The following is a 20890-nucleotide window of genomic DNA, read 5'->3' as shown; positions in this document are numbered from 1 at the left end:
GTTGGCTGGGATGTTAGACAGCAGTAAGCGACATACGCAATGACCGTTGCACATGATGCAACACGTCATGCAACACCCTTGAAGGGAAGGCTCATGACCGCCTCCGAAGCCGCCGCCCGCCTCGCGGCCGCCCGCGTCGACCACCGCTTCAAGGGCCTCCCCCCGGACGCCGAGGGTCTGACCGTCGGCGAGCTGGCCGCCCAGCGCCGCGATCTCTTCACCGGCGGCTTCACCACCCCCGTCCTCGCCCTGTCCGCCGAGCGCCTGACGCACAACCTCGAACTGATGGAGACGTACGCCGTCCGCCACGGCCTCGCCTTCGCCCCGCACGGCAAGACCTCGATGGCCCCCCAGCTGTTCTGGCGGCAGATCGAGCACGGCGCCTGGGGCATCACCCTCGCCGTGCCCCACCAGGTGCGTGTGGCGCGGGAGTTCGGGATCGAGCGGATCTTCCTCGCGAACGAACTCGTCGACGCGGCGGCGCTGCGCTGGATCGCGTCCGAGCTGGCGGCCGACCCGGACTTCCGCTTCGTCTGTTACGTCGACTCGGTGCGCGGGGTCGAGCTGATGGACGCGGCGCTGCACGGCTCCACCCGTCCGGTGGACGTGGTCGTCGAGCTCGCCGCCGGCGACGGGGCCCGCACCGGTGTGCGTACGGAGGCGGAGTGCGCGGCGGTCGCGGACGCGGTGGCCGCGACGCGGACCCTGCGGCTGGTCGGCGTGGCGGGTTACGAGGGCGAGGTCCCGGGGGCGGACCCCGAGCGCGTGCACGCCTGGCTGCGGCGGCTGACCGCGCTGGCGGTGGACTTCGACAAGGCGGGCCGGTTCGAAGGAGTGGCGGAGATCGTCGTCAGCGCGGGCGGCAGCGCCTGGTTCGACGCCGTCGCGGACGTCTTCTCCGAGCTCCCCGACCTCTCCCTGCCCATACTGAAGCTGCTGCGCTCGGGCGCGTACGTCTCGCACGACGACGGCCACTACCGGCGGCTGACCCCGTTCACCCGGGTCCCCGAGGAGGGCGCGCTGCACCCCGCGTTCCGCCTCTGGGCCCAGGTCGTCTCCCGGCCCTCCCCCGAGCAGGCCTTCGTCAACGCGGGAAAGCGGGACGCGGCGTACGACCTCGATCTGCCCGAGGCCCAGGTGGTGCGGCGGGACGGTGCCGAGCGGCCGGCGACGGGTCTGACGGTGACCGCGCTCTCCGACCAGCACGCGTGGCTGAGCACGGACCAGGAGGCGGATGTGGAGGTCGGGGACTGGGTGGGCCTCGGGCTCTCCCACCCCTGCACGTCCTTCGACAAGTGGCAGCTGATTCCGCTGGTGGAGGCGGACGGCACGGTCGTGGACTACGTCCGTACGTTCTTCTGAGACGTTCTTCTGAGACGTCTTGTGAGAGTCCGTTGTGACGAATGTTTCCTGGAGGCCCCTGTGATGGATCTCGTCATCCGCGACGCGGAGGTCGTCGACGGCACCGGGGGCCCCTCGTACCGGGCCGACGTGGGCATCGAGGGCGGCAGGATCACCACCGTGCTCAAGGAGGGGGCGGCGGCCGGCTGTCTGCGGCCGGTCGCCCGGCGGGTCCTGGACGCCGAGGGCCTGGCCCTCTCCCCCGGTTTCATCGACATGCACGCCCACAGCGACCTGGCCCTCCTGCGCGACCCGGACCACAGCGCGAAGGCGGCCCAGGGGGTGACGCTGGAAGTCATCGGCCAGGACGGGCTGTCGTACGCGCCGGTCGACGACCGCACCCTCGCGGAGGTCAGGTCCACGATCACCGGCTGGAACGGAGCGGGTGACGACATCGACTTCGGCTGGCGTTCGGTGGGCGAGTACCTGGACCGGCTCGACCACGGCTTCGATGGCGGGGGCATCGCGGTGAACGCCGCGTATCTGATCCCGCAGGGCACCGTCCGGATGCTCGCCGTCGGCTGGGACGACCGCCCCGCGACGGCGCGGGAGCTGGAGCGGATGCGGCGGCTGGTGGCCGACGGGATGCGGGAGGGCGCCGTCGGCATGTCCTCCGGCCTCACCTACACCCCCGGCATGTACGCCCAGGACGCCGAACTCACCGAGCTGTGCCGGGTGGTGGCGGAGTACGGCGGCTACTACTGCCCGCACCACCGCTCGTACGGGGCGGGCGCCCTGGCGGCGTACGAGGAGATGGTGGCCCTCACCCGCGAGGCGGGCTGCCCGCTCCACCTCGCCCACGCCACCATGAACTTCGGCGTCAACGAGGGCAGGGCCCCGGAGCTGCTGGCCCTGCTGGACGACGCCCTCGCCGCGGGCGCGGACATCAGCCTCGACACGTACCCCTACACCCCCGGCTGCACCACGCTCGTGGCGATGCTGCCGAGCTGGGCGAGCGAGGGCGGCCCGGAGGCGATCCTCACGCGCCTGAAGGACGAGGAGACGGCCGAGCGCATCCGGCACCACATGGAGGTGACCGGGGCCGACGGCTGCCACGGCGTGCCCATCGAGTGGGACACGATCGAGATCTCGGGAGTCACCGACCCGGCGCTCGCGTCGTACGTCGCCAGCACGGTCCGGCAGTCCGCCGACCGCCTCGGCGAGAGCCCCTGGACGACCGCCCGCCGCCTCCTCCTCGACGACCGGCTGGGCCCGACGATCCTCCAGCACGTCGGCCACGAGGAGAACGTCCGCGCGATCATGCGGCACCGTGTGCACACCGGCGGTTCGGACGGCATCCTTCGCGGCGACAAGCCGCACCCGCGCGCGTACGGCACGTTCCCGCGGTATCTGGGGAAGTACGTACGGGAGTTGGGCGTCCTCTCCCTGGAGGAGTGCGTCGCCCATCTCACCGGCCGCCCGGCCGCCCGGCTGCGGCTGCCCGACCGCGGCCTGGTCCGCGAGGGGTACCGCGCCGACCTGGTCCTCTTCGACCCGGCCACGGTCGCGGCCGGCTCGACGTTCGAGGACCCGCGCAGACTCCCCACGGGCATCCCGTACGTCCTGATCGACGGCCGGTTCGTGATCGAGGACGGACGGCGCACGGACGTCCTGGCGGGGCGGGCGGTCCGCCGGACTCCCCGGTGACCGCCCGCCGCCGCGCAGGGGTCACGGCTTGGGCAGGGTGCACCCGCTCGCGTTCAGGCTGAGCTTGTTGCCGGTCGTGAAGCACGCCGGGATCTGGTAGGTCTCCTCGGCGTAGTTGATGCCCGGGTGAATCGTGACGTTGCCGCTCGCGTCGACCTCGCAGGGGTTGTTCACCGTGCAGGTCTCGCCGTCCTCGTTACCGGTGTTGTTGACGGCGACGACCTTGCCGGTGGACTGGTCGATGACCGGCGAGCCCGAGGTGCCGCCGATGGTGTTGCAGGCGGAGGTGTAGCGGATGGAGTCCTTCCAGGTCCAGTCGCCCTCCTTGAGGCGGTACGCGAACCCGTCGATGCTGCAGTTGTAGAGCCGCTTCCAGTAACCGGAGGCGACCGTGATGGCGGTGCCGACGGTCGGGTGCGTGTCCTGCACGGTCAGCGCGCTGATGCCGTACGAGTTCCTGATCGTCGTGTAGGTGCTGGTGAGCTGGTAGATCGTGACGTCCGTGTCGGTCATCGTCGAGTACGCGACCTTGCTGGCCCGCAGGGTCGCCACCCGGGTGCCGGCGGAGTTGAGCAGGCCGAAGGTACGGCTGGACGCCTGGTCGACGATCACTTCACCGGGTTCCGGGAAGCCCGTCTCCAGGCAGTGGCCGTTGGAGAGCACGAGCGCCGGGTCGCTGTCCGCGGAGTTGGGGAAGCGGATGACGGAGCCGGAGCAGTTGCTGAGCGCGACGGTCCCGGCGAGGCTGACGGCCTGGAGGGTCGGCGCCGCCCCCTTCGTGTCCGCCTTGGCCGCGGACGTGGACGCTGACGTGGATGCGGACGCCGCCGCGGGTGCGGGTGCCGCGACCGCGGGTGCCACGCCCGCCCCGGTGATCACCAGGGCGAAGAGCGCGGCGACGAGAGGCTTTCTCATGTGGGGGTCCCCTCTTGCGACTTGGGCGACCGGAGATCTTCCGGCCACTGCCAGTTTTGTCATGCGCATTGTCAATCGAGGGGACGGGAGGGACAAGGAGCGGTTTCCGGCCATGGGCATGCCGGAGTGACGGGACGGGGCGTTTCGCATACGCGGGCGAGCGGGCGGGGTGAAACCCACCGCGGGGTCTGCCGTGGCCCGGACAGAACCCGTGGGACCGGCGGCTACTTCGGCCGCTTGGTCGCGCCTTGGCCGTGGCCGGGGTTGCCGTTGCCGGCACCGCGACCCGTGGTCGCGGTCGCAGTCGCGGTCGCAGTCGCGGTCGCGGTCGTCGTGGTCGCGGTGGGGCTGATGGCGGGGGTGGCGGAGGCCCCGGCCGACGGGGACCGCGACGCCGTCGCGGACGGCGTCGCCGAGGTGGACGCGGACGCGCCCGGAGAGGTCCGGTCGGCGCTAGCGCCGGAGGCGGCGGGCGAGTCGCCCGGCGTCGCCTCCGCTTCACCGGCGGTCGAGCCACCCGCGGACGCGGTCGACTCCGGGGACGTGGACGTGGACGTACCCCGGCCGTCACCGTCGCTCCGCCCCGAGGGCGAGGAGCCCCCGGACGACCTGGAGTCGAACAGTCCCACGACCACCGCTCCGAGGACGACCGCGCACACCGCGCCGCCGGCCACCGCCACCCGCCGCCGCGGGAGCCGCTCCCGGCGGCGGCGCCGCGAGCCGTCACGGCGGCCGGCCCCGGCACGCGCCACGGCTCCGTCGCCGCCCGTCCCCGCACCCGGCCCGCCGTCATCGGCCGTGCCCGCACCCGGCCCGTCGTACGCGTCCTGCCAGCCGTGTGCCGCCGCCGGGTCCGCGTACGCCTCGTACGCCACAGGCGCCTCGCCGTCGCCACTCGGGAGGTACACCCGCGGCTCGGCCTCGGTCTCACCGTTCTGCCAGGACATGGGCGCGGATTCTAAGGACCGCAAGGGCTTACGGCACAACAGGGGGAAGAAAGTGACCCAAAACGCCACGTCTCACGTGGTGGAAAACACCCCCCGCCGAGCGTTACGCGGCCGTAAGCTCACCGTCATGCAGGTGATCCAGTCGACCAAGCTCGCCAACGTCTGTTACGAGATCCGGGGCCCGGTGCTCGAGGAGGCGATGCGGCTGGAAGCGGCGGGGCATCGGATCCTCAAGCTGAACACCGGCAACCCGGCCGCGTTCGGATTCGAGTGCCCGCCCGAGATCCTCGAGGACATCCTCCGGAACGTGTCGACGGCGCACGGCTACGGCGACGCGAAGGGCCTGCTCGCCGCCCGCCGCGCCGTCGTGATGCACAACCAGACCCTCGGCATCGAGACCGACGTCGAGCACGTCTTCATCGGCAACGGCGTGTCCGAGCTGATCGTGATGGCGATGCAGGGGCTGCTGGACGATGGCGACGAGGTCCTCGTACCGGCGCCGGACTACCCGCTGTGGACCGCCGCCGTGTCCCTGTCCGGCGGCACCGCCGTGCACTACCACTGCGACGAGCAGTCGGACTGGATGCCCGACCTCGCGGACGTGGAGCGCAAGGTCACCGACCGCACCAAGGCGATCGTCATCATCAACCCGAACAACCCGACGGGCGCGGTGTACGACGAGGCGATGCTGCGCGGGCTCACCGACATCGCCCGCCGCCACAACCTCCTGGTCTGCTCGGACGAGATCTACGACAAGATCCTCTACGACGACGCCACGCACACCCCGACCGCCTCGGTCGCGCCCGACCTGCTCACCCTCACCTTCAACGGCATGTCGAAGGCGTACCGGGTGGCGGGCTACCGGGTCGGCTGGATGTCGATCTCCGGCCCCCGCGCGCACGCCGACTCCTACATCGAGGGCCTGACGATCCTCGCGAACATGCGCCTGTGCGCGAACATGCCAGGTCAGCACGGCGTGGTCGCGGCGCTCAGCGGGCGGCAGACCATCAACGACCTGGTGCTGCCCGGCGGCCGGCTGAAGGAGCAGCGGGACGTCGCCTACGAGCTGCTGACCCAGATCCCGGGCGTGAGCTGCGTGAAGCCCAAGGGCGCGCTGTATCTCTTCCCGCGGCTCGACCCGAAGGTCTTCAAGATCAAGGACGACCGCCGGATGGTCCTCGACCTGCTCCGCCGCGAGAAGATCATGGTCGTCCAGGGGACCGGCTTCAACTGGCCCGAGCCGGACCACTTCCGGGTGGTCACCCTGCCGAGCGTGGGCGATCTGACCGACGCGGTGACCCGGATCGGGAACTTCCTGGACGGTTACAGCCAGCCGTGACGCTCACCCTGCGTACGCGGGGCGACAAGATGTGCGACATGGCTCAACTTTAGACGAAATCCAAGCTAGGATGGCTTCCTGGAAGAGCACAGGAGGCCGTCCCCATGTACGAACCGATCCGCACCAAGTCGGTCCACACGACGGCCGGTACCCCCTCCGACTTTCCCCACCGGTCGCGCGAGGAGGAGCTGGACATCCAGCTCGCCGGACACCTCGCGGCGCTCCTCGCGGTGACCGACGAGATCCGCGCGATCGGGCCGTCCGCCGACCTGGACGCGGCGGCCGAGCGGCTCACCGAGCAGGTGGCGCGGCTGCGGGGCGGAGCGGCGCCGGTCCGCGCGTCGTCGGCCGCCGCCGAGCGCGAGCCGCGCGTCGTCGCGCTCCACCAGCGGGCCCACGCCCTCGCCGGCCGTGCCCTCGTCGTCGCCGCGTCCCGCGCGGACACCGCGGCCGCGATCCTGGCCGCCGAGCGCATGGACGCCCACGCCCCGGCCGCCGAACCCCGCGAACTCGCGGCTCGCTGAGAGCCCGCGTCCGAGCCCCCGGGCTCCCCTGTACGGCCCCGGTCCGCGCGCACCCGCAGCGACGTGCGGACCGGGTGCCACACACCCCACCGGTCAGCCGAGGGCGGTGGCCGTCGTCTGCAACCCCAGCGTCGCGAGCAGCGCCAGCTGCTGTGCCGCCTCCGTGCCCGGCGCCGCCGAGCAGACCGTGATCCGCAGGTCCCCGCCCGGCACCGCGAGCGTGTCGCAGTCCAGGACGATCAACCCCACCTCGGGATGGTGGACCGTCTTGGTGTCGGCCGTGTGGAACCCGACCGCGTGGGAGGCCCACAGCTCACGGAACGGCTCGCTTTCCCGCCGTAGATCCGCGATCAGCGAGCGCAGCCCCCGGTCGTCGGGATAGCGGACGGTGGCGGACCGCAGATCCGACACCAGGGCCGTGCGCAGCCGCCGCTCCTGCTCCGGGGTGTGCGTGGTCCGGCTGGGCAGACCCGTGAACTGCCGCCACACGTAGTTGCGTTCGCGCCCACGCCGGCCGGACGGGTCCCCCGCCAGCGCGGCCCACAGCGGGTTCCACGAGATGAGGTTGTACGCCGCGTCGTGCACCCCGATCGGGGAGTGGTCCAGCTGGTCCAGGAGGCGCCGCACGCTCGGCGGGATGTGCTGCGAGATGTGCCCGGCCGCGGGCGGGGCATGCCCGGCCACCCGGTAGAGGTGGTCGCGCTCGGGCTCCGACAGGCGCAGGGCGCGGGCGAGCGCGCCGACGACCTGGTCGGAAGGGGAGGTGGCCCGGCCCTGTTCGAGGCGGGTGACGTAGTCCACCGAGACTCCGGCGAGCTGCGCCAGCTCCTCCCTGCGCAGTCCGGGCGCCCGCCGTGCGCCGCCCCGCGGCAGCCCGGCCTCCTGGGGTGTGGTCCGGTCGCGCCAGTACCGCAGCGCGGTACCGAGCTCTCCGTGCTCACGAAGGTCCCGGTGATCACGGTGATCCCGATGGTCCTGAAGGTCTCGTTGGCTCACCCCTCCATGGTGCTCCCCCGCCGTCACCACAGCCTGGTACTGCCGGTCCCCCCGACGGACGGCTCGAAGCGACCGTTCCGGTTGCATACCGGGATCGGTCGGACACCCTCCGTTCATCCGGCGCGACCGGGAACGTTGGGTTCCGGGAGCACTCTCCTCGGTGTGAGACGCATCGCGGGAATCGTCCTGGCGGTCCTGCTGATCGGCGGCGTGGTAGCAGCCGTCGTCGGGGGCCGCGAAGGTCAGGACAAGGGCACGGCAACGAAGACCGTGCAAGGAGTGATCGGATCGGAGAAGGCGGAGTTCTTCGCCGATCCCGACGTGGTGAAGGCCCTGGCTGCCAAGGGCTTCACCGTGAAGACGGAGACCTCCGGGTCCTGGGCCATGGACGGCCTGGACCTCAAGGGGTACGACTTCGCCTTCCCCTCCAGCCAGGCCCCGGCCGACGAGCTGGCCGCCAAGTTCCACGTACGGCAGCCGCTGCCGCGCCCGTTCTACTCGCCCCTCGTGGTCGTCGCGCACCGCAGCGCCGCCGAGGTCCTGGCGGCGAACGGGCTCGCGACCGTCGGCAAGGGCGCCGGCACGCTCAAGATGGCCGCCTACCTCAAGGCCGCCGGGCAGGACCGGACCTGGCAACAGCTCAAGGGGGCCGCGGCGCACGGCGAGTTGACCGGCACGCTCTTCATCGCCAGCACCGATCCGAACACCTCCAACTCCGGCGCGCTCTACCTCGCCGCCGCCTCGTACGTCGCGGACGGCGGCCGGGTCGCGTCCGACAGCGCCGCCGTCGGACGCACCGCGCCCCTCATGCACAAGCTCGTCGGTGTCCAGGGTGCTCAGCAGTCCAGCACGGACGCGGCGTTCCGTGACTTCATCAGCGGGGCCGGGAACCCGCTCGTGCTCGTGTACGAGTCGCAGGTCGCCGCGCTGCTCAACCAGGGCCAGGACGTCGGTGACCTCACCGTCCTCTACCCGGACACCACGGCGAACAGCGACCACACCGTCGTACCGCTCACTCCCGAGGGCCGCGCGCTCGGTGAACTCCTCAGCAGTGACCCGACCCTGCGCAGGCTCGCCGTCAGGCACGGGTTCCGGCCGCAGGGCGCGACCGGGGAGTTCACGGCGGCCACCGCCGCCCACGCCACCTATCTCAACCAGAAGCTGACCGGCGTCCGGCAGGCGCCCGTGCCCGCCTACAAGGTGCTGCACGAGATGGCGCGCCGGGCCGGGAACCAGGGGGAAAGCAAGTGACGACCGAAGACACCTTCACCCTCACACCGCCCGAGGCCGTCGCGCCCGTGCCCCGTGAGAAGGCGGGCGGGCTGGTGCCCGTCGACCCGTCCGTGCGGGACGAGATGGCCCGCCGGGCCGCCGAGTACGTCGGTGGGCTCACCGCCCTCGACGCCCGCTCGCCCGAGTTCGCGGGCAAGGTCGGAGAGATCGCGGGCCTGGGCGCGAGCGAGATGCGGGGCGCCGCCGCGCAGTCCAACCGCATGCTGGAGCGCACCCTGCGCAGCCTGCCCGACAAGGGCGGGGACGCCCAGTCGCACGTGGCGGGCTCGCTGGTCGAACTCCGCCGTGTGGTCGAGGACCTGGACCCGCGGGACCTGCCCGCGAGCAAGGGGCGGAAGTTCCTGTCCAAGCTGCCCGGCGGCAACAAGCTGCGTGACCACGTCGCCAAGTACGCCTCCTCGCAGGCCACTCTGAACAAGATCGTGGGCTCGCTGCGCGGCGGCCAGGACGAACTGCGCCGCGACAACGCCGCGTTGCAGACGGAGCGCGTCCGGCTCTGGGAGACGATGGGCAAGCTCCAGGAGTACGTCGTCCTCACCCAGGCCCTGGACACCGCGGTCGAGGGGCACATCGCCGCCGCCGAGGCCGTGGACCCCGCGCAGGCCGACACCCTGCGCGCCGACGTGCTCTTCCCCGTCCGGCAGAAGCACCAGGACCTGCTGACCCAGCTCGCGGTGTGCGCGCAGGGCTATCTGGCCATGGACGTGGTCCGGCGCAACAACGACGAGCTCATCAAGGGCGTCGACCGCGCCGCCACCACCACGGTGTCCGCACTGCGCATCTCCGTGATGCTGGCCTCCGCCCTGGACAACCAGCGCAAGGTCGTCGACCAGGTCAACGCGCTGCGCGGCACGACCGAGGACCTGATCCGCGGCAACGCCGAGATGCTCGCCACCCAGAGCGGGGAGATCCAGCGCATCGCCGCCGACCCGGCCGTCGGCGCGGAGACCCTGCGCACCGCCTTCCAGCAGATCTACCGCACGCTCGACGCCATCGACACCTACAAGGTGCAGGCGACCGAGTCCATGGCCGCGACAGTCGACTCCCTCACCTCGGAACTCCGGCACGCGAGCGCCTACTTGGAGCGCAGCCGCTCGCGGGGCGCCCTGGAAGGAGGCTCCGCGTGAGACGTCGTACGGCCTGTGCCCTCGTGTCCCTGCTCGCCGTCACGGCCACCGCCGCGGTCACCGGCTGCACGGCGCAGGACCAGAAGCAGCACTCCGACAGCAACGCCCCCGAGCCCGGGACCCTGCGCGTCCTCGCCTCCAGCGAGCTCAGCGACATGGCGCCGATCCTCGAGCAGGTCCGCAAGGACACCGGTATCAAGGTCCGCCCCACCTACATGGGCACCCTCTCCGCCGTCGACCTGCTCGCGAAGGGGAAGGTGGACGGCGCCTACGACGCGCTGTGGCTGTCGTCCGACGACTATCTGCGGCTGCGCCCCGAGGCGGCGAAGGAGGTCGTCTCGGAGACGCCGATCATGTCGAGCCCGGTGGCGATCGGAGTGAAGCCCGCGACCGTGAGCGCGCTGGGCTGGAAGCCGCAGGACGTGACCTGGTCGCAGGTCGAGACGGCGGTCGCGGACGGGAAGCTGACGTACGGCATGACGGACCCGGCCCGCTCCAACTCCGGTTTCTCCACGCTGATCTCGGTGGCCTCGGGGTTGTCCGGGGCGCAGTCGGCGCTCACCGAGGCGGACGTGGCGAAGGCGACCGGGCGCCTGAAGGAGTTCTTCAAGGGGCAGAAGCTGACGTCGGGGTCCTCGGGCTGGCTGGCGACGGCGTACGAGCGGCGTGGCACCGTGGACGCCCTGCTCAACTACGAGTCGGTCCTCAAGGGCATGAAGGGGCTCACGGTCATCCGCCCGCGCGACGGCGTGGTGACCGCCGACTACCCGCTCTCCTCGCTCGCCTCCTCCAGCAGGGACACCCGCGAGAGTGTCCGCCGCCTCACCGAGGCGCTGCGCGCTCCGGCCGTGCAGCGGGAGATCACGCGGCAGACGCGGCGCCGCCCGGTCGTCGCCTCCGTCGCCCCGGCGGCCGGCCTCGACACCGGCCGCCGGCGTGAGCTCCCCTTCCCCGGCAGCCGGTCCGTCGCCGACCATCTCCTGGACTCCTACGAGAACAAGCTCCGCCGGCCCTCCCGGACCGTCTACGTCCTCGACACCTCCGGCTCGATGGGCGGCGGCCGGCTCGACCGGCTGAAGAAGGCGCTCACCGGGCTGACGGGCGGCTTCCGCGACCGCGAGGAGGTGACGCTGATGCCGTTCGGCTCGAAGGTCAAGAGCGTCCACACGCACGTGGTGCGGCCCGAGGACCCGGGGGCCGGTCTGGACGGCATCCGCAAGGACACCGAGGCTCTCAGCGCCTCCGGCGACACCGCGATCTACACGTCGCTGGAGAAGGCGTACGAGCATCTGGGCGCGGGCGGCGACACGTTCACGTCGATCGTGCTGATGACGGACGGCGAGAACACGAGCGGCGCCGATCCCGAGGACTTCGACGGCTTCTACGGCCGGCTGCCGGACGGGCAGAAGGAGATCCCGGTCTTCCCGATCCTGTTCGGCGACTCCGACCGGGGCGAGCTCCAGCACATCGCCGAGCTGACCGGCGGCCGGCTCTTCGACGCCCGCAAGGGTTCGCTCGACGGCGCCTTCGAGGAGATCCGTGGCTACCAATAGGAACCCCCTGAGGTATCTGGAGTCCCGCAAGAACCTCACCGGCAGCGCCTGCGGGCTCGCCGGTCTGGCCCTCACCTTCGCGGGGGTCGCGGGCCCGTACTGGCCCGTTGTCGTCGCGGGGCTGTACGGGGCGGGTGCCCTGATCGCCCCGCCGGAGCGCCCGCCGCTGCCGGACTTCCCCGACCCCTCGGCCCAACTGGAGGAGCTGCGGGGTGACTTCGGCCGCCTGCGGGAGTATCTGGGCGGTGTGGAACTGCCCCCGGCGGCAGCGGGCCGGCTCACCGAGCTGACCGAGCTTCTGACCGCGCTGCTCGATCCCGGCTGGGTGGCCGAGGTGCTCGCGCGGGACCCGGAGGGCGTGCACGCGCTGTCCCGTGCCGTACGGCAGGACATCCCCGAGGCCGTCGACACCTTCGTACGGACCCGGTGGTGGACCCGGCTGGCGCCCGGTGCCGAAACACCGGAACGCCACCTGGAGCGCCAGCTCACCCTGCTGCACGAGGAGGCGGACCGGCTCGCGGTGGCCCTGCGGGAGGTCGAGGCCCGGCGCCAGGAGTCGCACACGCGCTATCTGGAGGACCGCGGCCGTTCGCAGTGATCAACCACCCCGGCCCGCACCACCAGCTTCACGAGCAGAGGCCGGGGCCCGCACGGCGTTGTGCGGGCCCCGGCCTTGCGGGGTTGCTGTCACCGCGGCCGGTCGTAGCGACGTCGCAGGTCAGGGCAAGTCGGACCGGCCGCGGAGATCTGTGCCGGGGCTAGCCCAGGCGCTGCACCAGCGCGCGGTACTCGTCCCACAGTTCCTTCGGGGTGTGCTCGCCGAAGGTGTTGAGGTGCTCGGGCACGAGCGCCGCCTCCTCGCGCCACACGTCCTTGTCGACGGTGAGCAGGAAGTCGAGATCGGCCTCGGAGAGGTCGAGCCCCTTGGTGTCGAGTGCTCCCTTGGCCGGCAGGACGCCGATGGGAGTCTCGACGCCCTCGGCCCTGCCGTCGAGGCGGTCCACGATCCACTTCAGGACGCGGCTGTTCTCACCGAAGCCCGGCCACACGAACTTGCCCGCGTCGTTCTTGCGGAACCAGTTCACGTAGTAGATCTTCGGAAGCTTCGCCTGGTCCTTGTCCTTGGCGACGTCGATCCAGTGCCCCATGTAGTCGCCCATGTTGTAGCCGCAGAACGGCAGCATGGCGAAGGGGTCGCGGCGCAGCTCGCCGACCTTGCCCTCGGCGGCGGCGGTCTTCTCGGAGGCCACGTTGGCGCCGAGGAAGACGCCGTGGTTCCAGTCGAAGGACTCGGTCACCAGCGGTACGGCGGTGGCGCGGCGTCCGCCGAAGAGGATCGCCGAGATCGGCACGCCCTTGGGGTCCTCCCACTCGGGCGCGATGATCGGGCACTGCGAGGCGGGGACGGTGAAGCGGGCGTTGGGGTGGGCGGCGGGCGTACCGGACTCCGGCGTCCAGTCGTTGCCCTTCCAGTCGGTCAGGTGGGCCGGAGTCTCCTCCGTCATGCCCTCCCACCAGATGTCGTTGTCGTCGGTGAGCGCGACGTTGGTGAAGACGGAGTTGCCCCACAGCGTCTTCATCGCGTTGGCGTTGGTGTGCTCGCCGGTGCCGGGCGCGACGCCGAAGAATCCGGCCTCGGGGTTGATCGCGTACAGCCGGCCGTCCTCGCCGAACCGCATCCACGCGATGTCGTCGCCGATCGTCTCGACGGTCCAGCCGGAGACAGTGGGCTCCAGCATGGCGAGGTTGGTCTTGCCGCAGGCGCTCGGGAAGGCGGCGGCGACGTACTTGGACTCACCCTGCGGCGGGGTCAGCTTCAGGATGAGCATGTGCTCGGCGAGCCAGCCCTCGTCACGCGCCATGACGGACGCGATGCGCAGGGCGTAGCACTTCTTGCCGAGCAGCGCGTTGCCGCCGTAGCCGGAGCCGTACGACCAGATCTCGCGGGACTCGGGGAAGTGCGAGATGTACTTGGTGGAGTTGCACGGCCACGGCACGTCCGCCTCGCCCTCGGCCAGCGGCGCTCCGAGCGTGTGCACAGCACGCACGAAGAAGCCGTCGGTGCCGAGCTCGTCGAGGACGGGCTGTCCCATGCGGGTCATGGTGCGCATGGACACGGCGACGTAGGCGGAGTCGGTGATCTCGACGCCGATCGCGGAGAGGTCGGAGCCGAGCGGGCCCATGCAGAACGGGACGACGTACATCGTCCGGCCCTTCATCGAGCCGCGGAAGACGCCCTTCTCCCCCGCGAATATCTCCCGCATCTCGGCGGGCGCCTTCCAGTGGTTGGTCGGGCCCGCGTCCTCCTCCTTCTCGGAGCAGATGAACGTTCGGTCCTCGACCCGCGCGACATCGGTCGGGTCGGAAGCGGCGTAGTAGGAATGCGGGCGCTTGATCGGATCAAGCTTCTTGAAGGTGCCCTTGTGAACGAGCTCCTCGCACAGGCGCTCGTACTCGGCCTCGGATCCGTCACACCAGACCACGTTGTCCGGCTGGGTCAGTTCTGCGATCTCGTTGACCCACGAGATCAGTGCCTTGTGCTGGGTGGGGACGGTGGAGGGAGCCGCGATGTCGCGCGCCACGATTGCTCCTAGATGAGGGGTTTTTTGTTGAGGCCCCGTGGGGGCTGCGACCCGGATGCTTCGGGGGTGTAGGACCCATGGCGCTCATCCGGTGCCGACCGCACTCATTTGATCATCCGACGGGTTCGCCCATATGTCCAGAGGGCCTCACACGTGAGCGGAGTGACCATCGCCACGTGTATCCGCGATTCTTTGCGTACACGTTGGGTTCGGCTGGAGGTTCTTTTGCGTCGGCGCCGCCTTGGGCCACGCTCGTGAGAACATGGCCACTCTTGGCTGTTCAGTGCGCCGTACTGACGCGTAACTTACGGTTCCGTAGGTAGGATTCCGCCTATGACTGCGCCCGTCCCCGACGCGCCCACGGACTCGCCGGCCGCAGGCCGCAGTCCCGAAGCGCTCTCTTCGTCGCATCCGGTCAAGCCCAAGCTCCGCGGCTGGCTGCACCTCGGCATGTTCCCCGCCGTCCTGATCTCCGGCCTGGTGCTCACCGCCCTGGCCAGTTCCACGCGGGCCCGCATCGCCTGCGGGATCTTCGTCCTGACGGCCTGCCTCCTGTTCGGAGTGAGCGCGCTCTACCACCGCGGCAACTGGAGCCCGCGGATGGACGGCGTGCTGCGCAGACTCGACCACGCCAACATCTTCCTGATCATCGCGGGCACCTACACACCGCTGACGATGCTGCTGCTCCCGGGCGCCAAGGGGCAGTGGCTCCTGTGGAGCATCTGGGCCGCCGCGGCGGCGGGCATCATCTTCCGGGTGTTCTGGGTCGGCGCCCCGCGCTGGCTCTACACCCCCTGCTACATAGCGATGGGCTGGGCGGCCGTCTTCTTCCTCCCGGACTTCATGCGCACGGGCGGCATCGCCGTGCTGGTCCTGGTGATCGTCGGCGGACTGCTCTACAGCGCGGGCGGCGTGATCTACGGGATCAAGCGCCCCAACCCCTCACCCAGCTGGTTCGGCTTCCACGAGGTCTTCCACTCCCTGACCCTCGCGGCGTTCGTCGTGCACTACGTGGGCATCTCGCTGGTGGCCTACCAGCACGGATAACGCACCTCCCCTTCTCCTTCATGGCCACGGCTTCCGAGCCGTGGCCATTTTGCGTATGCCTGACAGTAGATCCTTATTGACAGACACAACCTTTTGAGAGCTACTCTCATTTCATGGCTACTGTCACTCAGAACGCTGCACGGCGCGACCCGCGCCGCTGGTGGGCCCTCGGGGCCCTGGTCGCCAGCATGCTCACGCTCGGCTTCGACACGACGATCCTCAACGTGGCCCTGCCGACGATGGCGGGCGAACTCGGCGCCACCACCGGCCAGCAGCAGTGGATGGCGGACGCGTACGTGATCGTCTTCGCCGCGCTGATGCTCCCGGCGGGACTGCTCGGCGACCGGTTCGGGCGGCGGCGGATGCTGGTCGTCGGACTCGGGATCTTCCTCGCGGGTTCCGTGATGGGCTCCCTGGCCGGCGACGTGAACTGGGTCATCGCGGCCCGCACGGTGATGGGCCTCGGCGCCGCGCTGGTCATGCCACTCGCCCTGTCCGTGCTGCCCTCGCTCTTCGGACCCGGCGAGCGCACCAAGGCCGTCGGCATCATCTCCGCCGCCTCGTCGCTCGGCCTGCCGCTCGGCCCGATCATCGGCGGCTGGCTGCTCGACCACTTCTGGTGGGGCTCGGTCTTCCTGGTCAACGTCCCGATGGCCGCCCTCGGCATCGCCGCCTGCGTCTTCCTGCTGCCCGAGACCCGCGACCCCGCCTCCCCCAAGGTCGACACACTCTCCACGGCGTTCACGGCGGCCGGCCTCGGGGCCCTCATCTACGCGATCATCGAGGCACCCAGCCGCGGCTGGGGCGACCCGCTGATCGTGGGCATGCTCGCCGGGGCCGCCCTTCTGATCGCCGCCCTGGTGCTGCGCGAGCGGCGCGTGGAACGCCCCATGCTCGACATGTCGCTGCTCACCCACCGCGGGTTCCTGTTCAACACGATCGCGGCGACCCTGGTGATGTTCGTCCTGTCCGGCCTGCTGTTCGTGCTGCCGCCGTATCTCCAGGCGGTGCTCGGCCACGACGCCCTCGGTACCGGCGTCAGGCTGCTGCCCATGATGGGCGGTCTGATCATCGCGGCCCGGGCCGCACAGCCGGTCGTCGCCCGGTTCGGCTCCCGCGCGGTGGTCAGCGCGGGACTGGTGGTACTGGCCTTCGCCGCGCTGCTCGGCAGCCGTACGACCGTCGACTCGGGCTACGGCTTCACCGCGCTGTGGCTGTCGATCACCGGCTTCGGCTTCGGTTTCTCGGTCGTCCCCGCGATGGACGGCGCCCTGGGCGCCCTGCCCCGCGACCGGGCCGGCAGCGGCTCAGGGCTCCTCATGACGACGCGCCAGGTCGGCAGCGCGATCGGCATCGCCCTCCTCGGCAGCCTGCTGGCCAGCACCTTCCGGGACCGCCTCGACGTCACCGGGCTGCCCGCGAAGGCGGCCGACACCGCCGGGGAGTCCGTGGTCGCGGCGCACATCGTCGCCCAGAAAGCGGGCTCGGCCGACCTGGTGGCCTCCGCGAACAGCGCGTACGTCCACGGCATGGGCCTGGTCCTGCTGGTGTGCGGCATCGCGGCCCTGGTCACCGCCCTGCTGGCCGCGGCGTTCCTGCCGAACACCCCGGTCGCGCACGCCCCGAAGGCGGACGAGGACCCGGCCATGGCCACCGTTGTGGCGGATGCCGGACAATGAGCACCATGACGGCCGCACCCTCCCCCTTCAGCCCCGCCGACCGCCCTCAGCTGGGACTCCGCGAGCGGAAGAAGATCAAGACCCGCGAGGCGATCCGCACCGCGACGTACGCGCTGGTCGAGGAACAGGGGTACGACGCGACGACGATCGAGCAGATCGCCGAGCGCGCCGAGGTGTCGCCGTCGACGATCTTCCGCTACTTCCCCACCAAGGAGGACATCGTCCTCACGGACGAGTTCGACCCGCTCATCATGGAGGAACTGCGTGCCCGGCCCACCGACGAGCCGTGGATGGACACCCTCCGCTATGTGATGCAGAAGGCCATCCGGCTCGGCATCAAGGACGACCCCGAGGTGTCCCGGCTGCGCACCCAACTGATGGTCCAGGTCCCGGCGGTGCGCTCACGGATGATGGAGAGCATGTCGGTCACCGGCAACATGCTCTGCCAGGCGATCGGCGAACGCACCGGACGGGACCCCGACAGCCTGGAGGTGCGGGTCTACGCGATGGCGATCATCGGCGGCCTGATGGAGACCTCCCTGTACTGGGCGGAGAACGGCCACCGGGACGAGTTCTCGGATCTGGTGGACCGCACGATGGACGTCCTGGAACACGGCCTCCCCACCGAAAACCCCTGAGGCCAGGGCTCTGCGGCGTGACATCCTGACCGGGTGAACGGACCGGAGATCCATGTCGCCTTCGCCCCCGAGCTGGGGATGTTCGTACCGCACGGGCGGCGTTCGGGAGCCACGGCGGTCGCCACCGACGGCTCCTCCACCCTCGGGCATGTCGTCGAGTCGCTCGGCGTCCCGCTGACCGAGGTCGGCGCCCTCGTCGTGGACGGCCACGAAGTACCCGTCTCGCACATCCCGGCGGCCGGCGAGAGCGTCGGCGTACGGGCGGTCGAGCGCCCACAGCGGGTTCCCGGCGCCCCGCTCCGCTTCCTCCTCGACGTCCACCTCGGCACCCTCGCGCGCAGGCTGCGCCTCCTCGGAGTCGACGCGGCGTACGAGTCGACGGACATCGGCGACCCGGCCCTCGCCGCGCGCTCCGCCGCCGAACGGCGCGTGATGCTCAGCCGCGACCGGGGGCTGCTGCGCCGCCGCGAGCTGTGGGCGGGCGCGTTCATCTACAGCACCCGGCCCGATGACCAACTCCGCGACGTGCTGGGCCGGTTCACACCCGAGCTGAGGCCCTGGACGCGCTGCACCGCCTGCAACGGCCTGCTCAAGGAGGCCACGAAGGAGCAGGTCGTGGACCAGCTGGAAGGCGGCACCGAGCGGTCCTACGACGTGTTCGCGCAGTGCCAGGAGTGTGGGCGCGCCTACTGGAAGGGCGCGCACCACGACAGCCTGGAGACCATCGTGGAGCGCGCCCTCGCCGAGTTCGGGAACTGAGCGCCCAACGGCGTTTCAGATCCTCGGCTCCGCAGCTCCTAACGGCGTTTCAGATCCTTGGCCCCGCAGGCCACTCCGTCCTTGTTCGGGTCGAGGCCCAGCGGGTCGTCCTTGCCGTTGACCTTCAGGCGGCCGTAGTCGTTCGTCTTCAGCCAGGCGCAGCGCGAGGCCGTCGTCTTCTTGACGCCGTCCGGGAAGACGGTCGGCACGCAGACGTTGATCGTGCCGTAGTGCCGGTCGCAGCCGGAGATCGTCGTGCTGACCTTCTGCGAGGTCCGCTTCTTGCCGCCCTTGGTGACCGTGCCCTCGAGGGAGTCGGCGAAGGAGTGGACGTGCGCCGAGGCGGTGTCCGTGGCCAGGGCCGAGGGGCCCTGGAGGTGCACCCACTTGGCGACCGAGGGGACGCCGTTCGCGTCGACCGCGAAGAGCATGTACCAACCGGGCGGGGCCATGTCGGGGTTGCTCGTCACGTTCAGGTCGACGTTGTTGCCGTCCACGGACAGGGGCAGGTCCACGAAACGCTGGTTCGGGTCGGAGGAGTGCGTCACCGCGGCCGGGCGGATCAGCTCGGCCTTCACGACGGGCCGGTCGACCGTGATGCGCTGCGTGTCCCCGTACACCCACTCGTTGTCGATCACCGAGGTGATCGTCGGACGGGTGCCCTTGAGGAGGTAGGGCGGCGTGTAGATGGACACGTTGTGGTTCCAGGTGCCGTTGCCCGGGTTGTCGCCGGTGGCCATCACCCGGCCGTCGGGCAGCAGGAACGCGGAGGAGTGGTAGCCGCGCGCCTCGGGGTCGGCGGCCACCGGGGCGAAGGTGGCGGTCGCCGGGTCGAACATCGACGCCTCGAAGACCGGGTTGGCGCGGTTGTGCAGGCCGCCGCCCGTCTCCAGCACCTTGCCGTCCGGCAGGAGGACGGCGGAGACGTACATCTTGCCCTGGTTGCCGGTCTCGGCGACCTTGCCGTTGCCGAGGTCGACCGTGCCCTGCGGGATCCGCGGGCCGACGGTGTACGCCGGGTTCGCGGCCTTCAGGTCGATGATGTCGGTGAGCCGGTTCGCCTCCGGGTTGGAGTCGATGTTGCCGCCGCCGATCGTCAGCACCTTCTGGTCCTGGGCCGGGGGCAGCAGCACGCTCGCGGACTGGTCGCGCTCGTCCTTGCTCTGGAGCCCGGGGATCGCCGTGACGGTGTTCGCGTCGTAGTCGTAGATCGCCGAGCCCGTGCCGGGCGTGCCGTTGCCGAAGACATGGCTGCCCGAGTAGAAGAGCCGCCCGTCCTGCATCAGGATCATCGATGGGTACAGACCCCAGTACGACCAGGTCTGGTTGACCTGCGTGAACGGCAGCCACCGCTGCTGCGCCGCCGACCAGCGCTCGGCCGTCACCGACCCGGTGGAGTCCTCGCGCAGTCCGCCGAACGAGATGACGTCACCGTTGCCGAGCTCGGTGGCCGACGGATACCAGTGACCGTCGTTCAGGTCGTTCGTCTTGCTGTACGTCTCGGTGACCGGGTCGAAGATGTACGAGTCCTTGTACCCCTCGTAGCCGTGCCCGCCCGCGACCGGGAACGCCTTGTTGCCGCTCATCACCAGCACCCGCCCGTCGGCGAGCTGGACGTGACCCGAGCAGAACATGTCCTTCGGCGTGGGGATCACCTTGTACGTGCCGTTCACCGGGTCGTAGACCGCGCTGGTGAACGTGCCCGCGTCGAAGTTCTCCTCGCTGTTGCCTGACCCGGCGATCAGCAGCACCTTGCCGTTGTTGAGGACGACGGAGTGCATGGAGCGCACCGGGTTCTGCGTGGGCAGCACGTCCCAGCGGCCGTTCGCGCACTGGTCGGCGGTGCCGGTGCAGGTGGCGGGCGGGATCGGGTCGGAGACCTGTTCCATCGTGTAGTCGTCGGTGGTCGCCGAGCCGGTGCCGTACACCGAGACGCCCCAGGTGATGCGGTCGGTACCGGCCGGGACGGCGGGTGTGCGGACGCTCGCCTGCGTCCAGCTCGCCGCCATGTCCAGCGTCTTGAGGTCGGTCCAGTACTGCCAGCCCGCCGTGGTGTCGTGCCGGAAGAGGGTGATCGAGGTGTCGGGGGTGGTCGACTTGTACCAGAGGCCGAGGTCGTACTGCTTGCCCGCGGTGACCACCGGCGCGCAGGTCGCGGACTCCGTGATCAGGGCCTTGCGGTCGCCGTCGACGCGCCGGGTCAGCGTGACCTTCATGGCCTTGGAACCGGAGTGGGAGTCGGCGACGGTGGCGAAGGTGAAGTCGTTGTCGCCCCAGCCGGACTTCTCCCAGCAGTACGGCATGCCGTCCGTGCCGGCGGTCTCGAAGCCCGGGTTGGTGACGAGGTTGGCGGCGGAGGCGGGCTGGGGCGAGACGAGCAGCAGCCCGGCGGCCAGGCCCGCCACGGCGAGCAGTGCGGTTCTCCGTCTGGGTCGTGCCAGAT

Annotated in this window: 17 protein-coding genes; 12 read left to right on the top strand and 5 right to left on the bottom strand. The window is 70.6% G+C overall.

The genetic code is table 11. The features are described from left to right. Positions 1-93: 93 nt before the first annotated feature. The gene (locus ACIQTP_RS15080) at positions 94-1362 is read left to right on the top strand and encodes an amino acid deaminase (protein WP_403399968.1); all 1269 of its coding nucleotides are present in this window, start codon (positions 94-96) and stop codon (positions 1360-1362) included. Between the two features lie 63 nt (positions 1363-1425). Continuing rightward, positions 1426-3048 carry an amidohydrolase family protein gene (locus ACIQTP_RS15075; RefSeq protein WP_403399966.1) on the top strand — a complete coding sequence of 541 codons (1623 nt, stop codon included), beginning with the start codon at positions 1426-1428 and terminating at the stop codon, positions 3046-3048. A gap of 21 nt (positions 3049-3069) precedes the next feature. On the opposite strand, the gene ACIQTP_RS15070 is transcribed toward ACIQTP_RS15075, so the two are convergent. Further along, positions 3070-3963, bottom strand: a complete 894-nt coding sequence (locus tag ACIQTP_RS15070; protein WP_403399964.1) for a serine protease — start codon at positions 3961-3963, stop codon at positions 3070-3072. Positions 3964-4187: 224 nt separating this feature from the next. After that, positions 4188-4910 carry a hypothetical protein gene (locus tag ACIQTP_RS15065; RefSeq protein ID WP_403399962.1) on the bottom strand — a complete coding sequence of 241 codons (723 nt, stop codon included), beginning with the start codon at positions 4908-4910 and terminating at the stop codon, positions 4188-4190. Positions 4911-5037: 127 nt separating this feature from the next. Between ACIQTP_RS15065 and ACIQTP_RS15060 the strand changes: the two genes are divergently transcribed. Both ACIQTP_RS15060 and ACIQTP_RS15055 read left to right on the top strand, forming a co-directional pair. Continuing rightward, positions 5038-6249 carry a pyridoxal phosphate-dependent aminotransferase gene (locus ACIQTP_RS15060; RefSeq protein ID WP_402035245.1) on the top strand — a complete coding sequence of 404 codons (1212 nt, stop codon included), beginning with the start codon at positions 5038-5040 and terminating at the stop codon, positions 6247-6249. Positions 6250-6353: 104 nt separating this feature from the next. After that, positions 6354-6773 (top strand): hypothetical protein, encoded by a 420-nt coding sequence (locus ACIQTP_RS15055; RefSeq protein ID WP_403399960.1) that lies wholly within the window; start codon positions 6354-6356, stop codon positions 6771-6773. 93 nt (positions 6774-6866) lie between these two features. Here the strand turns inward: ACIQTP_RS15055 and ACIQTP_RS15050 are convergent, their stop codons facing one another. Further along, complete coding sequence (locus ACIQTP_RS15050; RefSeq protein ID WP_403400452.1) at positions 6867-7688, bottom strand: helix-turn-helix transcriptional regulator; 822 nt, start codon at positions 7686-7688, stop codon at positions 6867-6869. A 243-nt stretch (positions 7689-7931) separates the two neighbouring features. On the opposite strand from ACIQTP_RS15050, the gene ACIQTP_RS15045 reads away from it, so the two are divergent. From ACIQTP_RS15045 to ACIQTP_RS15030, 4 genes are read left to right on the top strand one after another with little or no spacing between them, the layout of a single operon-like run. Then, complete coding sequence (locus tag ACIQTP_RS15045) at positions 7932-9020, top strand: hypothetical protein (protein WP_403399958.1); 1089 nt, start codon at positions 7932-7934, stop codon at positions 9018-9020. Next, positions 9017-10189, top strand: coding sequence for a toxic anion resistance protein (locus ACIQTP_RS15040; protein WP_403399956.1), 1173 nt, complete (start codon positions 9017-9019; stop codon positions 10187-10189). Before ACIQTP_RS15045 ends, ACIQTP_RS15040 begins: the two co-directional genes overlap by 4 nt. Continuing rightward, on the top strand, positions 10186-11742 hold the full coding sequence (locus ACIQTP_RS15035; protein WP_403399954.1) for a substrate-binding domain-containing protein: 1557 nt from the start codon (positions 10186-10188) through the stop codon (positions 11740-11742). The genes ACIQTP_RS15040 and ACIQTP_RS15035 overlap by 4 nt, the downstream gene beginning before the upstream one ends. 7 nt (positions 11743-11749) lie before the next feature. Next, a complete protein-coding gene (locus ACIQTP_RS15030) occupies positions 11750-12340 on the top strand; it encodes a hypothetical protein (protein WP_403400450.1) in 591 nt (196 codons plus the stop codon). A gap of 160 nt (positions 12341-12500) precedes the next feature. Here ACIQTP_RS15030 and ACIQTP_RS15025 read toward each other — a convergent pair whose 3' ends face one another. Further along, positions 12501-14324, bottom strand: a complete 1824-nt coding sequence (locus ACIQTP_RS15025; protein ID WP_403399952.1) for a phosphoenolpyruvate carboxykinase (GTP) — start codon at positions 14322-14324, stop codon at positions 12501-12503. A 333-nt stretch (positions 14325-14657) separates the two neighbouring features. On the opposite strand from ACIQTP_RS15025, the gene ACIQTP_RS15020 reads away from it, so the two are divergent. The 4 genes from ACIQTP_RS15020 (at position 14658) to ACIQTP_RS15005 (ending at position 18447) form a co-directional block, all read left to right on the top strand. Next, positions 14658-15371 carry a hemolysin III family protein gene (locus ACIQTP_RS15020; RefSeq protein ID WP_403399950.1) on the top strand — a complete coding sequence of 238 codons (714 nt, stop codon included), beginning with the start codon at positions 14658-14660 and terminating at the stop codon, positions 15369-15371. Positions 15372-15484: 113 nt separating this feature from the next. Continuing rightward, positions 15485-17050: an MFS transporter gene (locus tag ACIQTP_RS15015; protein WP_403399948.1), complete on the top strand. Its 1566-nt coding sequence runs from the start codon at positions 15485-15487 to the stop codon at positions 17048-17050. Next, on the top strand, positions 17047-17688 hold the full coding sequence (locus tag ACIQTP_RS15010) for a TetR/AcrR family transcriptional regulator (RefSeq protein ID WP_403399946.1): 642 nt from the start codon (positions 17047-17049) through the stop codon (positions 17686-17688). The genes ACIQTP_RS15015 and ACIQTP_RS15010 overlap by 4 nt, the downstream gene beginning before the upstream one ends. Positions 17689-17721: 33 nt before the next feature. After that, positions 17722-18447 carry a Mut7-C RNAse domain-containing protein gene (locus ACIQTP_RS15005; RefSeq protein WP_403399944.1) on the top strand — a complete coding sequence of 242 codons (726 nt, stop codon included), beginning with the start codon at positions 17722-17724 and terminating at the stop codon, positions 18445-18447. Between the two features lie 38 nt (positions 18448-18485). On the opposite strand, the gene ACIQTP_RS15000 is transcribed toward ACIQTP_RS15005, so the two are convergent. Beyond that, positions 18486-20888 carry a galactose oxidase-like domain-containing protein gene (locus ACIQTP_RS15000; RefSeq protein WP_403400448.1) on the bottom strand — a complete coding sequence of 801 codons (2403 nt, stop codon included), beginning with the start codon at positions 20886-20888 and terminating at the stop codon, positions 18486-18488. Positions 20889-20890 lie beyond the last annotated feature (2 nt).

Origin of the sequence: Streptomyces sp. NPDC090798, from assembly GCF_044768965.1 — a bacterium.
GTDB lineage: Bacteria > Actinomycetota > Actinomycetes > Streptomycetales > Streptomycetaceae > Streptomyces.
The sequence above is the reverse complement of the archived record's forward strand: the minus strand, read 5'-3'. Positions and strand labels throughout refer to the sequence as shown.

What these genes read in the sequence shown, in the direction of transcription:
- ACIQTP_RS15020 (WP_403399950.1), top strand. Translation starts at nt 14,658, where the DNA reads ATGACTGCGCCCGTCCCCGACGCGCCCACGGACTCGCCGGCCGCAGGC.
- ACIQTP_RS15055 (WP_403399960.1), top strand. Translation starts at nt 6,354, where the DNA reads ATGTACGAACCGATCCGCACCAAGTCGGTCCACACGACGGCCGGTACC.
- ACIQTP_RS15075 (WP_403399966.1), top strand. Translation starts at nt 1,426, where the DNA reads ATGGATCTCGTCATCCGCGACGCGGAGGTCGTCGACGGCACCGGGGGC.
- ACIQTP_RS15015 (WP_403399948.1), top strand. Translation starts at nt 15,485, where the DNA reads ATGGCTACTGTCACTCAGAACGCTGCACGGCGCGACCCGCGCCGCTGG.
- ACIQTP_RS15070 (WP_403399964.1), bottom strand. Translation starts at nt 3,963, where the DNA reads ATGAGAAAGCCTCTCGTCGCCGCGCTCTTCGCCCTGGTGATCACCGGG.
- ACIQTP_RS15065 (WP_403399962.1), bottom strand. Translation starts at nt 4,910, where the DNA reads ATGTCCTGGCAGAACGGTGAGACCGAGGCCGAGCCGCGGGTGTACCTC.
- ACIQTP_RS15010 (WP_403399946.1), top strand. Translation starts at nt 17,047, where the DNA reads ATGAGCACCATGACGGCCGCACCCTCCCCCTTCAGCCCCGCCGACCGC.
- ACIQTP_RS15060 (WP_402035245.1), top strand. Translation starts at nt 5,038, where the DNA reads ATGCAGGTGATCCAGTCGACCAAGCTCGCCAACGTCTGTTACGAGATC.
- ACIQTP_RS15080 (WP_403399968.1), top strand. Translation starts at nt 94, where the DNA reads ATGACCGCCTCCGAAGCCGCCGCCCGCCTCGCGGCCGCCCGCGTCGAC.